Origin of the sequence: Streptococcus marmotae (assembly GCF_001623565.1) — a bacterium.
Classification (GTDB): Bacteria; Bacillota; Bacilli; order Lactobacillales; family Streptococcaceae; genus Streptococcus; species Streptococcus marmotae.
This window is the reverse complement of sequence record NZ_CP015196.1, coordinates 1,098,856-1,112,838: the sequence shown is the minus strand read 5'-3', so window position 1 is coordinate 1,112,838 and position 13,983 is coordinate 1,098,856. Positions and strand designations below refer to the sequence as shown.

At 43.0% G+C, this 13,983-nt stretch carries 9 protein-coding genes; 5 read left to right on the top strand and 4 right to left on the bottom strand.

Annotation, left to right across the window (positions count from 1 at the left end; genetic code table 11):
* The first annotated feature begins 148 nt into the window (after positions 1-148).
* Together A4H00_RS05725 and A4H00_RS05720 are read left to right on the top strand one after the other, a co-directional pair.
* The gene (locus A4H00_RS05725) at positions 149-865 is read left to right on the top strand and encodes an ABC transporter ATP-binding protein (RefSeq protein WP_067088090.1); all 717 of its coding nucleotides are present in this window, start codon (positions 149-151) and stop codon (positions 863-865) included.
* A gap of 9 nt (positions 866-874) precedes the next feature.
* A complete protein-coding gene (locus A4H00_RS05720) occupies positions 875-2,389 on the top strand; it encodes an ABC transporter permease/substrate-binding protein (protein ID WP_067088087.1) in 1,515 nt (504 codons plus the stop codon).
* A 102-nt stretch (positions 2,390-2,491) separates the two neighbouring features.
* Here the strand turns inward: A4H00_RS05720 and A4H00_RS05715 are convergent, their stop codons facing one another.
* From A4H00_RS05715 to dhaS, 4 genes are all read right to left on the bottom strand, one after another.
* A complete protein-coding gene (locus tag A4H00_RS05715; RefSeq protein WP_067088085.1) occupies positions 2,492-6,886 on the bottom strand; it encodes a PolC-type DNA polymerase III in 4,395 nt (1,464 codons plus the stop codon).
* 1,319 nt (positions 6,887-8,205) lie between these two features.
* Positions 8,206-9,426, bottom strand: coding sequence for an MFS transporter (locus tag A4H00_RS05710; RefSeq protein ID WP_067088083.1), 1,221 nt, complete (start codon positions 9,424-9,426; stop codon positions 8,206-8,208).
* Positions 9,427-10,208: 782 nt separating this feature from the next.
* Positions 10,209-11,198 (bottom strand): DhaKLM operon coactivator DhaQ, encoded by a 990-nt coding sequence (gene dhaQ / locus A4H00_RS05705; RefSeq protein ID WP_067088082.1) that lies wholly within the window; start codon positions 11,196-11,198, stop codon positions 10,209-10,211.
* Entirely contained in the window at positions 11,199-11,753 is a 555-nt protein-coding gene (gene dhaS / locus A4H00_RS05700; protein ID WP_067088080.1) for a dihydroxyacetone kinase transcriptional activator DhaS, read from the bottom strand.
* A 270-nt stretch (positions 11,754-12,023) separates the two neighbouring features.
* Between dhaS and dhaK the strand changes: the two genes are divergently transcribed.
* Genes dhaK through dhaM form a run of 3 tightly spaced genes read left to right on the top strand, consistent with a single transcriptional unit; the run spans position 12,024 to position 13,974 of the window.
* A complete protein-coding gene (gene dhaK, locus A4H00_RS05695; RefSeq protein WP_067088078.1) occupies positions 12,024-13,013 on the top strand; it encodes a dihydroxyacetone kinase subunit DhaK in 990 nt (329 codons plus the stop codon).
* Between the two features lie 11 nt (positions 13,014-13,024).
* A complete protein-coding gene (gene dhaL, locus A4H00_RS05690) occupies positions 13,025-13,603 on the top strand; it encodes a dihydroxyacetone kinase subunit DhaL (RefSeq protein WP_067088076.1) in 579 nt (192 codons plus the stop codon).
* The gene (gene dhaM / locus A4H00_RS05685; protein WP_067088074.1) at positions 13,600-13,974 is read left to right on the top strand and encodes a dihydroxyacetone kinase phosphoryl donor subunit DhaM; all 375 of its coding nucleotides are present in this window, start codon (positions 13,600-13,602) and stop codon (positions 13,972-13,974) included. The genes dhaL and dhaM overlap by 4 nt, the downstream gene beginning before the upstream one ends.
* The last annotated feature ends 9 nt before the right edge of the window (positions 13,975-13,983 follow it).

Below are 13,983 nucleotides of genomic sequence, written 5' to 3'. Positions count from 1 at the left end.
CTTTCCGCCCTGCGCTATACTAGTTAAGAAAAAACTTAGCTATTATAGGCAGGCATTTCATCTTACTCTACCTCTACTAAGATTCTGTGATAATAGCAACCATTTATGTGAACAGCATTCCTATTCTAGCAAGAAAGTCAGGTATCTCATGATTGAATTTAGACAGGTCAGCAAACAATTTAAGGGCAAGTATGTCTTAAAAGACCAGGCCTTCACCATTTTCGATGGAGAATTCTTTGTCTTGGTCGGCGCAAGTGGTAGTGGAAAAACAACAACACTGAAAATGTTCAACCGCTTGATTGAGCCAGACGAAGGCGATATTTACTTGGACGGCAAGCGTCTCAAAGAGTATGATTTACGAGAATTACGCCTATCAACTGGCTATGTCTTACAACAAATCGCTCTTTTCCCAAATCTTTCAGTGGCTGAAAACATTGCCCTTATCCCTGAGATGAAAAAATGGTCTAAAAAAGACATCGACATCCGAACCAAGGAATTACTCGACTTAGTCGGACTTCCTCCTGCAGAGTATCTCCACCGTATGCCCAGCGAACTTTCTGGTGGAGAACAGCAGCGAATTGGTATTTTACGAGCCATTATTGCTCGCCCTAAAGTTTTGCTTCTCGATGAACCCTTTAGCGCCCTTGATCCGATTTCACGGGAACAATTGCAAGACTTGGTCAAGAAAATTCAGCATGAATTTCAGATGACCATGATTTTTGTGACCCATGATATGACAGAAGCGATTAAATTAGGCGATCGAATTGCCATTATGGATCAGGGAAGCATTCTACAGCTCGACACACCTGAGCGAATTCAAGCAGCTCCTGCTACTCAGTTTGTGGCTGACTTCTTTCAGGTATAGGAGGCGATGATGAACGAGTTGATTCAAACATTTTTAGACCGAAAAGAAGACTGGTTGTTGGCTCTCGGGGAGCATTTGCAAATCTCCTTTGTGGCAGTGGCATCTGCGATTTTAATCGCTATTCCACTGGCTATTCTCGTTTCAAAACGTGAACATGTGGCCAATCTTCTCCTACAATTTACAGGTGTCTTGCAGACCATTCCCTCACTAGCCATTTTAGGCCTACTCATCCCCATCTTTGGGATTGGCAAAGTTCCTGCCATTTTGACCCTGATTGTCTATGCTATTTTTCCTATTCTGCAAAATACCATCACAGGACTCCAGGAGATTGATCCATCTCTCCAAGAAGCTGCTACAGCCTTTGGGATGAATCGTTGGGAAAAATTAAAAAAATTCGAAATCGCCTTAGCGGCCCCTGTCATTCTATCTGGCATTCGGACAGCGACCGTTCTCATTATCGGAACAGCGACTCTGGCTGCTCTGATTGGAGCAGGGGGATTAGGTTCTTTCATCTTATTGGGGATTGATCGCAACAATAGTACCCTCATTCTCATCGGAGCCATTAGCTCAGCCCTGCTTGCCCTCCTCTTTCATTTCTTGATTGGCTTAGTTGAAAAACGCAGTCTCAAGACCATTTTCATCTCCTTTGTAGCCCTACTAGGCATTAGCTCCCTGTCTCTTCTTCCGATGTCTATGATGATGCAGGATAAGATTGTCATTGCTGGGAAATTAGGATCTGAACCTGAAATTTTGCTCAATATGTACAAGGAATTGATTGAAGACCAGACAGATATTACCGTCGAAGTGAAACCCAACTTTGGTAAAACTACCTTTGTCTATGAAGCCTTGAAAACTGGCCAAATCGATCTTTATCCAGAATTTACAGGAACCGTCACTTCCACCTTACTGAAACAGCCACCGAGCATCTCCAACAATCCAGAAGAAGTCTACCAAGCAGCACGAAAAGGTATTTTTGAACAAGACAAGCTAGTCTATCTCAAGCCTATGCGCTATCAAAACACCTATGCTCTTGCAGTCAAAGAAGACTATGCCAAGGAACATGGACTTGAAACGATTTCCGACCTCGCAAAAGTTCAATCGACTGCTACCGCCGGCTTTAGCTTGGAGTTTAACGATCGTGAAGACGGAGGAAATGGCTTGAAAGACCGTTACAAGCTCCATCTCCAAGTGAAAACACTCGAGCCTGCACTTCGTTACAAGGCCATTGACAACGGCAATGTTCAACTGATTGATGCCTATTCGACAGATAGTGAACTGCAAGAATATCATCTCAAGACACTCAAGGATGACCAGCAGCTCTTCCCTCCTTATCAGGGAGCACCCCTCATCCGCCAAGAAACACTAAAAAAATATCCACAACTAGAAGGAATTCTCAATCAGCTGGCTGGTACCATCACAGAAGAAGAAATGCAAGACATGAACTACCAAGTCAATGTTGAAGGAAAATCCCCTAGCCAGGTCGCAAAAGATTTTCTTAAAACACATCAACTGATTGGAAACTAATGCTTGTCAAGCAATAGTTTTCCTCAACTATTCAGCATTTTCCATTACAAAACAAGCATACAAAAACCATTTTGGGCCTTTCCCAAAATGGTTTTTCACTACTTAAAACAAGTCATCAAACAAACTCAACTGGTTATCTTCTGGCATATTGCCTAGGATGCCCATTTCATCCAGTTTGTCAACAAGGGTCGCAGAAAGGCCTCCACGTTTGCGTAACTCGGTTTTGGAGAGAAATTCTCCCTCCTCACGCGCCTTAACGACTTGACGAGCAACACTTTCTCCGAGACCATCCATGGCAACAAAGGGCGGTATCAAGGTATCGCCTTCGATTTGGAATTCAGTCGCATCAGAACGGTACAAGTCTAATTTCCCAAATTTGAAGCCACGCTCCAACATTTCATTGACAATTTCAAGCGTAGTAAAGAGGTCTTGTTCTACGTTACTTGCTTCATTGTTTTTCTTCTTGATGGTGATTTCTTCCATTTTTGCCTTGACTCGGTCTAAACCACCAGACATGGTAGCAAGATCAAAGGCCTTAGCCCGAATCGAAAAATAAGCACAGTAATAATAGATCGGATGATGCACCTTAAAGTAGGCAACACGAAGCGCCATCATAACATAGGCTGCCGCATGGGCTTTGGGGAACATGTACTTGATTTTTCCACAAGATTCAATGTACCAATCTGGGACATTGTTATCTTTCATGGCTTGGATATAGCCATTGCGCTCTTCCTCGGAAATTTTGAGCCAGGCTCCCTTACGCACCCGCTCCATAATGTTAAAGGCCATTTTCGGAGGAAGTCCCGCATGCATAAGGTAGACCATGATGTCGTCCCGACAACCGATAACGGTTGATAGATCTGCAATACCAGACTTAATCAAATCTTGGGCATTTCCTAGCCATACGTCTGTTCCATGTGATAGACCAGATAATTGCAAGAGTTCTGAAAAGGTTGTCGGATGCGTTTCTTCCACCATACCACGAACAAAGTTGGTCCCAAATTCAGGAATCCCTAGCATACCAGTCGGCGTGCCAATTTGTTCTGGTGTTACCCCTAACACTTCCGTTCCAGAAAAGAGGGCCATCACTCCCTTGTCATCTGCCGGAATAGTTTGCGGATCAATTCCTGACAGGTCTTGAAGTTTCCGAATCATGGTTGGGTCATCGTGTCCCAGTACATCGAGCTTCAAGACGTTTTCATCAATATCATGGAAGTTAAAGTGGGTTGTCTGCCAGCTTGCGGTCAAGTCATCTGCTGGATATTGAACAGGGGTAAAATCATAGACATCCATATAATTTGGAATAACAACGATTCCTCCTGGGTGCTGACCGGTTGTCCGTTTGACCCCAGCAGCGCCCGCAGCCAAGCGTTCCACTTCTACATCGCGGTAAAATTTGCCATAATCTCGCTCATACCCGCGCACATAACCGTAGGCAGTTTTTGCCGCAACGGTACCAACCGTTCCCGCTCGAAAGGCGTATTGATCACCGAAAATATCTCGAACATCCAAGTGGGCATCTGGCTGGTCATCTCCTGAGAAGTTCAAGTCAATATCGGGTACCTTATCTCCGTCAAATCCTAAGAAAGTTTCAAAGGGAATATCCTGCCCATCTTTGGCATACCGTTGCCCACACTCAGGACAGTCCTTGTCTGGCATATCAAAACCAGAACCGTAGGAACCATCTGTGATAAATTCGCTATGCTGACAGTTTGGACAGACATAGTGAGGGGGCATAGGATTGACCTCGGTAATACCAATCATGGTTGCTACAAAGCTAGAACCAACAGACCCCCGTGAACCGACCAGATAACCTCGGTCATTCGACCGTCTTACTAACATCTGAGAAGCGAGGTAAATCACGGCAAAGCCATTTCCCAAGATAGACGTTAATTCTTTTTCAATCCGCAAGTCAATAATATCTGGCAAGGGATTGCCATAGATTTCAAAGGCTTTTTGATAGGTTAATTCCGCTACTCGTTCCTCAGCCTTTTCCAAATAAGGAGTATAGAGGTCTTTTTTGACCACTTCAACCTCTTCAAAACGCTCAAGCATAGCATTGGGATTGGTAATGACGATTTCGCGCGCCAACTCTTCACCTAAAAAGGCAAATTCATCCAACATTTCATTTGTCGTGCGGAAATGAGCTTTTGGTAGAGGAGCCGGTTGGGCATTTTCTCCATGACCAATAGTCCGGTTAATCATGGCTCCTTGCCCCAAGGAACGCACGATAATCTCACGGTAAATCTCTTCTTCTGGATCAATATAGTGGACATTTCCTGTTGCAAGAACAGGCAGATTTGCCCTACGACCAACTTCGATGAGTTTTTGAATGACAGCTTCTATTTCTGCCATGTCCTTGAATTGTTCCTTAGCAATCATCGGTTCATAGAGGGCAGGGGGCATCACTTCAATGAAATCATAGTAACTAGCTACCTTAACGGCTTCATCGATTCCTTTTGATAGCAATTCATCAAAAACTTCGCCCTCTTGACAAGCAGTTCCCAGTAGCAAGCCCTCACGGTGTTCATTTAAGACCGTCCTCGGAATCCGTGGTACGCCTTCAAAATACTTGGTATTGGAGAGGGATACGAGCTTGAAGATGTTTTTTAAGCCGACTTGATTGGTCACATAAATTGTCGCATGTTTAACACGGGCTTTTTTATAGGAATCTTCCGCAATCAATTCCGTATTTAACTGACTTAATTGGCTGATACCATGTTTTTCAAGAGCATCTTTTAAGAAGATAAAGAGCAGGCGACCCGTTGCCTCCGCATCGTAATTGGCCATGTGGTGGTGTTCGAGTGCCACGCCAAAGCGCTTGGTCAAAGGACCTAGACCATGCCGTTTGTATTCTGGATAGAGATTGCGGGCAAACTCCAAGGTATCAATGACAGGCTGGCTAATAGTGGGCAAACCTGCTCGCTCGTAATTGACATCCATAAAGCCAACGTCAAAGGTCGCATTGTGGGCAACCAGTACAGAGCCCTCACAAAAGGCTTGAAATTCCTGCAAGACCTGTTCTAGTGGCTTACTGTTTCTGACATGTTCATCGGTAATCCCTGTTAAATCTGTCGTAAATTGACTCAATGGATGACCGGGATTGATAAATTCATCAAATTCAGCGATGACATTTCCCTTGTGCATCTTAGAAGCCGCTATCTGAATCAGGCTATTGTAGACCGCAGAAAGACCAGTCGTTTCCACGTCAAACACTACGTAGGTCGCATCAGACAAGGACAGCTCTGCTTCATTGTAGACGATAGGGACACGATCTTCTACGATATTGGCTTCCATACCAAAGAGAGCCTTGATACCTGCCTTACGAGCTGCATGATACCCATGAGGGAAGGACTGAACATTCCCATGATCGGTAATCGCAATGGCCTTATGCCCCCACTTAGCAGCACGCGCAATCAAGTCCTCAACTGGAGGAAGGGCATCCATGGTTGACATATTGGTATGGGCATGAAACTCAATTCGCTTTTGATCATCTGGCATCAAATCCTTACGGATATCACGCTTAACTTCTTGAATTTCCTGAACATTCATGGTCAGGTCACGCGTAAAATTATTGGTTTCGATATTGCCTCGAACACGAAGCCAATTGCCCTTTTTCACCATATCAAATTTCTGCGCTTCTTCTTCATTTTTGGCCCATTTTTGCATAGAAAAAGAAGAAGTATAATCTGTCATCTTAAAATTGATGATGACCCGCCCTGTCCGCGTTGTTCGCTGTTCCACATCAAAGACTAGACCTTCAAAGACGATACGATTTTCCTCCGTATCAATCTCAATCATCGGTGTAATCTCTGACTTGTCAAGACTGACCTTACGCGGTGCCTGCTTTTTAAAATCTTGAAAACTCGGTTGGGGACTGGCTTCTGGTGGAGGTGCCATTTTAGCTAGTTGCTCCATGGCTTCTAACGTTTCCTGACTCGCTTTTTGAAGGAGTTCTTCATTCTGAGCATGAAATTCCTCGACTTGGGCCTTGGTCATTTCCTCGCACACTTGAATGTCAACCGCCAATTTCCCAAAGCCAAATCGAGCGAATTGCTCTACCAAATTCGGTAAATGATTTTTTCTAAAATGCGGGGTATCTACAGAAGCTGGACCTTTTATCCACAAGACACCGTCACGAAACTCGACAGGCAAGGACTGAAAAATTGAGCGAAATCCCGCACTTTGACACAACTCCTCAGTAAAGGCTTCTTGGTAGTAATCCTGCACTAAGGCTGGATCCAAACTTTCTTGATTGGTGACCAAGCGAAAACGAGCCTGATTGCCTGTTTTTTGAAATTCATTAAGAAGCTTGGCCTTAAACAATTGATAGTGAGATAAGGGCAGGGGCTGGGCAAATCGAAAGGTAAAGTCCCAGACCTTGCTCTTTTTATGCACCAAGACCTGCTCAATCTTGGCACCTGAAAAGGCACTTGACTCTTTCAACTCAAGCGGTAGACCAATTTGATTCAATAGCAATTGAAAGGTATCTGTCATTCTGTCATCCCTTGTCTTTCTAGTCCCTCTATTTTACCATAAGTTGTTCCTTTTTTCGAATCTTCTTTCACAGCTACTACTGGACAGAAGAAGCGTGATACTCATTCCAATGCAAAAGAAGGCCACTTCCGACGCATACCAGTTTTTCATTCACTTCAAATAAGCTTTTGTAACTTAGCTATTCCTTTCTTCCAGTCTCAAGACGTTTCAAAGACATGAAGTCTACTTCTCTGTCCCTCGTTCACCTTGGCAACGGGTGACAAATAAAGATACGAATGAGTCCTCGAGGGAATATTTTCCAGCGGGAACTGGCTGATACACGTTTAATACTCTATAAAAATCAAAATCTGATTATTCCACAATTGAGAATTATGGAAGGCTGAAAATCGAACGAGCTTGGCTCGTCTCCACTGTGCCACTAGTTCTGACTAATGTTAGCTGAGGATTATGACATAATCCTTATTTCCAACCTTCAACAGTCCCTCGGACTGTTGAAGCAAGGTGAGGCAACGACATCAGACTTTGATTTTTGACGAGTATAAGATCTACTTCTTCCGTTGTTACCTTACCTTGCTGAGCTGACGCTCATTCAGAATCAGAAGCCACAAAAATGTCTAAACTCGAGAAGACCTAATACCATTTTCGTCAGAAAAATTGTTCACCTAACACTCGTCAAAAATGAAAATCTGGTATTTCTAGCTCGCCTTGCTGGCCTCTAGTTCTACCTTCAGTTTTGCTCCCTAATCAGTTTTTGATTGTTCTAAAGTAGAAGGTGACAATTCTAGACTTAGAACCATCTACCAACCACTCCAGCTATTTTCTTCATTCTGGTAAGCAAGAGTTTTCATACTCAATGAAAATCAAAAATAGCTATTTCGTCTCATAACTATCTACTCTCTAAGAAAATGGATTAAACGAAGTGATCTAAAGGGTACATTCGAAATAGTGGAATGACTAGCAACAGCAAAGTAGTTGCTAGTCACGGCATTTTTGAGACCCTAGGATCAAGATTGTTTCAACAGCCCAGGACTGTTGGAGGTCGGAAATACAAGGTTGCTTGCGTCTGCACTATCTAAGAAAGTATCCCAAAGTGCTAACTTTGATCTTGATTGAGTATCAGCTGGATAAGCAGAGTAAGAGAATATGAAAAGAGGCTGGGCAAAAAGTCTAAAAAAGAGTAAATGGCTTAGATTAACGTTGTCAAGAAACGTTGATTCTAAGCCATTTTATATTGTTCAGTTTTTAAGAGAAAGGTCAAAAATTGAGTTTTTGCCTAGCTTCCTTTGATGTGTTTCTCATTCCCCTAACAGGAGAAAAGTTTATTTCTTTTTATACGTTTCTGGTAGCGTCATAATCATGATAAGGTAGATGACTGGTACAAGTAGGTAAAAGAGATTGGATGGCCAGTAGCCGATATGCCCATAAATAAAGCTCCAAATATAATTTAAAATCGTATAAAGTCCGTAGGTAATGCCCCAAATAATTCCAAACATGAGAGTTGCTTTTTGAGGATTCATATTAGGAAGCTCATGTGGAATATTGAGATAAACAGCATATTGGTAGAAAATGAGAAAACCACAGATAAAGAAGAATAGATAGCCAAGAAAGGCTAATTTCAAAAGAGCAACACTAGCAATTCCTGCAGCCATGGCAAGAGTTGCCGCAATGCCTAATTGGACTAAGTAGGGTTTTCGTTCTCGATTGACGGGACGTTTCAGGCGAACCAAGGTTCCCATGATGCCCCCTCCAGAAATAGCACAAATCATATAGCCAGGCACGAAAAAGTCTGGGAATTCCTTGGCTAATTGACCCGGAATGCTGTTAAGCGACATGACATAGAGAATCAAGAAGGCGCTAAAACCAATAGCAAAACGCCAAACAAATGAATCTTTCATTGCCATCCCGTAGGAATACGCTTGGGCTGGTGTCTGCTGATTGCTTCCAGAGGTTTCAAAATCTTTGGCTTTGATGAGCCAAATGATGAAGGTGATAATGGCCACTAAGGAAACAGCACTAAGTGTAATGCGCCAATCTGCTTGAAGGGTATCTGACCAGAGGACAAAAGCAATAGCAATGACAAAGGCCCCAATATTATAACTTGCAGTGATGAGAGAAGAATAAAAAATCTTATTTTCTTGAGCAACAAAGCGCACCACAATAGGATTCATATACACCATAATCATGGAGCCACCGAGCGCCATAATCATTCGAGCAATGATATAGAGCCAATAATTTGGCATCCAAACAGCTACTAAGGCAAAACACAGTAAACCGATGGCGATTTGAGCGGCACGCTTGATGCCGCATTTGACTAGAACGGCAGCTGCCAAGAAGTTGGCAATCACCCGTGCAACGGTAATGGTATAATTCACCATTTCAGAAATCGTCGGGTCAACCCCCTTATCTCCAAAATAAGTCCGAACAATCTGGGCTCCAAGATTGGATCCGCCGACCCAACTGGCCGCAAAAGTAATATAAGCAATCAACAGGGTATAAAACATGAGAATTCCTGTTTTTTGCGAAACAGATTTTTCTTGCATATAAGTCTCCTAAACAAATAATTTTTGATAGCGCTTTCAAAAGATAGTTTATCATGTAATGAAATGTCTTGTCAATGAAAATGCTCATCATATTTCCTTGCTTTTTTATAATTCCCTATTTTATAGAACTATTACGAAAAAGATAGGCCAATGTCTCAAACTTCTTCTAAGTTTTGCTACTAATCTTCCATGCGATGAAGGCAGTTTAGGGACGGAAGAAGGTTCGTAATCAGCTTATTCACTCTAACGAATTAGGAGAATCTACTAATCTACCCACCTTCATTTTCATAGAACTCTGAAAGGCGAAATCTTCATTGAAGCAGGATAAGAATGAGCTTATGAAAGACTCTCTTTGGCATAAGATTTTGTATGCTTAGCGATGCCTTTCTTGATTATACACTTCCAAAACGATCGTCTCTAGGGACAATTCTTACTACAGACACACCCATCATTACCTGTTTCGAAAAAGCTGATACTCATTTAATTTCAAAAATAACTACTTGGTTGATGTGCCCCAAAAGTTAGATTTTTATTGCGTAGTAGGTGATGGTAACTGTTACGCAATTTTTAGACAACCAAGAGGCTAACTTTGATTTTTGTTGAGTACGAGTCTCACACTCAACCTTTCTGTCCACTCAATCAAACTGGAAGCCTACTGAAAAAGTCTTTTGATAAAAACCGAATAATGCTTTCTTAAAAAAATTAAGCATTATTCGGTTCTTTGCTCTAAATTTATAGGATAGCGTTCATTATCTGTTCTACTACTTTGACTTTTTAGTGACCTACCAAGCTGGTGCGGTGGTTTTTTCCTGTAAATATGTAAGCCAGACAGGGTCTTTGACACGGCAAAGGGTGACAGACAGCCCTGCCATGTCTAAACTGGTCGCAAACCGTCCTGCCTTGATAAAGGGAAGCCGCAAACCTTCCAAATCCAATAATTGGCAAATATCATTCAGAAAGACACCTTGTTCTAACTCAGAAATCGTCCCTAAATTATTCACTAAGAGGATAAACTCTTCCCCCTCCTGCCAACGGAAACGCAGTTTTAACTTGTTGACAATTTCATTGGCCAATTGCTCTGATGATTCAAAGGGAACCGTCCGATAGCCTTCTTCACCATGAATACCGATACCATAGGAAATCTGCCCTTCTTCTAGCTCAAATAAAGGGTGTACTGCTTGAGGAAAACGTGCTGATTTCCTTGCAAAACCAATGGTCGCAATCTCTGTTGACAAGGCTAAAGCCAGCTGTTCTAAATCATCTAAGGACAAGCCCGACTGGGCCGCTGCCCCTACAATCTTATGCAGTAAAATGGTTCCTGCTAGTCCCCTATGTCGCTTTTGAAAATTCTTTTTGGTGTCAACAGAAATATCATCGTGGGACACAATGTACTTAACTGGAATGCCTTCTTGACGCGCTTGATGAATAGCCGTTTGAAAAGATAGTAGATCTGCTTCGAAATTTTTAACGATAACAAAAACGCCGCTTCCTTGATGCACATGCCGAATCGCACGTAAGATTTGATCAGCAGTTGGTGGAATAAAAACTTCGCCATAAACTGCCGCTGTCAGCATCCCTTGACCTACAAAGCCTAGATGCATGGGTTCATGACCAGCACCACCACCCGAAATCAAAGGAACACAAGTCTTTTCTTGCTCCCTCAAAGCAATAATAGGCTCTTGATCTAACCGCTCAAGTTCGGGATGAGTTAGCAAGAAACCATCTATATATTGAGAAATAACGTGATGAGCTTGATTGATAATGGCAACCATTTACTTCCCCTTTCCTTCTCTAACGGACCTTGTGACCACTTGCACCAAATACGGATAGTGCTCACAAAGTCTACATGGACACTGTCGAATTCCCTGCTCAATCAAGGAGAGCAGGGCCCCCGCATGATACGAAACTAAGAATTGCACATAGTTGTCCTCTAGGTCCACACGCTCCTGACTTTGCACCTCTCGAAGAATCTTCTCTAGTAAAATCTGACAATAGCCGTCCAAGTAAGCAACAAAAGCATTTTGGCCTTTGATTTCAAACAGCTGAACATAGAAGGACTGATTTCGTTCAATATAGTAAAGCAATTCATCGAGTAGGGTCAAGCCACTGATATAGTTGAGATTATCGGTGACCTGCTCCTGTAACTCCGTTTCAAAAATCCAATCCAGCAGTTCATACTTATCCAAAAAATAATTATAAAAGGTCTGGCGCCGCATGTTGGCTTCCTGCATAATATCCACAACCGATAGTTTGTCAAAGCTCTTTTGGGCCAGTTGCTGTTTAAAGGCCTTTGCAATCCGCTTCTTTGTAATCAGAGATGTTCCCATGCCTTACTCTTTTCTTACCCTTCCATTCAACCGAAAAACAGATTGATACTCTATCAACATCCTCCAGTCATTCTATCTCTACCTTACCATATTTTTCCAAAAATCCAAAGGGACAGACAGCCTATTTTGTCCCTTTCTTTTTTCCTTAAAATCCAGTATACTGTAAGCGTAATCATCACTGTCATCATAGAAATAGATTGCCTCTTTCGAACATCCACCTTCCTAGGGCTAATCTCTTCTTATGACTTATATTCATTAGGAGGAATACTCATGAAAAAAATTATCAATCAGCCAGAGCACATTGTCGATGAAATGCTTCAAGGCCTTGTCTTTATGCATGGGCAATTGGTTGACCGCTTAGACGGCTATGACGTCATCGTTCGGAAAGCTGAAAAACGTGGAAAAGTTGGGCTCATCTCAGGTGGAGGCTCTGGTCACGAGCCGTCTCACGCAGGATTTGTTGGACGCGGAATGCTATCAGCTGCTGTCTGTGGAGCTGTCTTTACTTCGCCAACGCCAGATCAGATCTTAGAAGCTATCAAGGCAGCTGACGAAGGGGCAGGCGTCTTTATGGTCATCAAAAACTATTCTGGTGACATCATGAACTTTGAAATGGCACAGGAATTGGCTGAAATGGAAGGCATTGAAGTTGCAAGTGTCGTCGTTGATGATGATATTGCAGTCGAAAACAGCCTCTATACACAAGGTCGTCGCGGTGTTGCTGGTACGATTTTAGTCCATAAGATTCTGGGTCATGCTGCAGAAATAGGAAAATCCCTCGCTGAAATCAAAGAGTTGGCAGATAAACTTGTTCCTCAGATTAAAACCATTGGACTAGCCCTTTCCGGAGCTACTGTCCCTGAAGTTGGAAAACCAGGTTTTGTCCTAGAAGAAGATGAATTTGAATATGGTGTCGGTATCCACGGTGAACCGGGCTATAAGAAAGAAAAACTCCAACCGTCTAAAGAATTGGCCGAAGAATTAGTTGCTAAATTACTCCAAGATTTTGAAGCTACAGCAGGCGAGAAATACGGGCTTCTGATTAATGGTCTCGGGGCTACACCACTCATGGAACAGTATGTTTTTGCCAACGATGTCGCACAACTCTTAGAGAGTAAGCAAATTGAAGTCGTCTACCATAAGATTGGAAACTATATGACATCAATCGATATGGCAGGGCTATCCCTCACCCTCATTCAATTAGAAGATAGTAGCTGGTTGGAGGCTTTAGAAGCAGCAGTTGAAACCCCAGCTTGGTAAAGGAGGAAAGAATGGAGACACAAGCAGTATTCAAATGGATGCAGTTATTTGCCCAAAAAATCCAAGAAAATAAAGACTTGTTGAGCGAGTTAGATACACCGATTGGAGACGGCGACCACGGTGGCAATATGGCACGAGGCATGGCAGCGGTCATGGAAGAGTTAGAGGGAAAGGAATTTGCTAGTTCCGATCAAATCTTTAAAGTGGTGTCCATGCAACTGCTCAGTAAAGTCGGTGGGGCTTCTGGACCACTTTACGGCTCAGCTTTCATGGGACTAACCAAGAGTGCACAAGCGAATGCCTCTCTCCCTGATAGCCTTCAAGCTGGACTTGATATGATTCAGAAGCGAGGAAAGGCGGAAGTCGGTGAAAAAACCATGGTTGATGTATGGACTTCAGTCATTTCCGATATAAGAGCTGGGACACTCAGCCTTGATTCCATTCGCACAGCCGTTGACAGCACCAAGGACTTACAGGCTACAAAGGGACGGGCTTCTTACGTTGGGGAGCGTTCTGTGGGACATATCGATCCTGGTTCCTACTCTTCGGGTCTTCTTTTTGAAGCATTGGTGGAGGCTGGACTGGTATGACACAAATTGGTATTGTCCTTGTCTCGCACTCTCGTCATCTTGCCCAAGGAGTTGTTGATTTAATCTCCGAAGTCGCAAAAGATGTCCCACTGACCTATTGTGGTGGGCTAGAGGACGGCAGTATCGGAACGGAATTTTCCCGAGTAGAAGAGACTGTCGCAAATAATCCAGCAGACACCATTCTTGCCTTCTTTGATCTAGGCAGTGCTCGCATGAACATGGAAATGGTTGCAGATTTCTCTGATAAAGATATCCGGATCCAGTCTGTTCCTATTGTCGAAGGAAGCTACACCGCAGCAGCCCTCTTGCAAGCAGGTGCTCCCCTTGATGCTATTTTAGAACAGTTGGCAGAGCTACAGATAAACAAATAACATTTGACA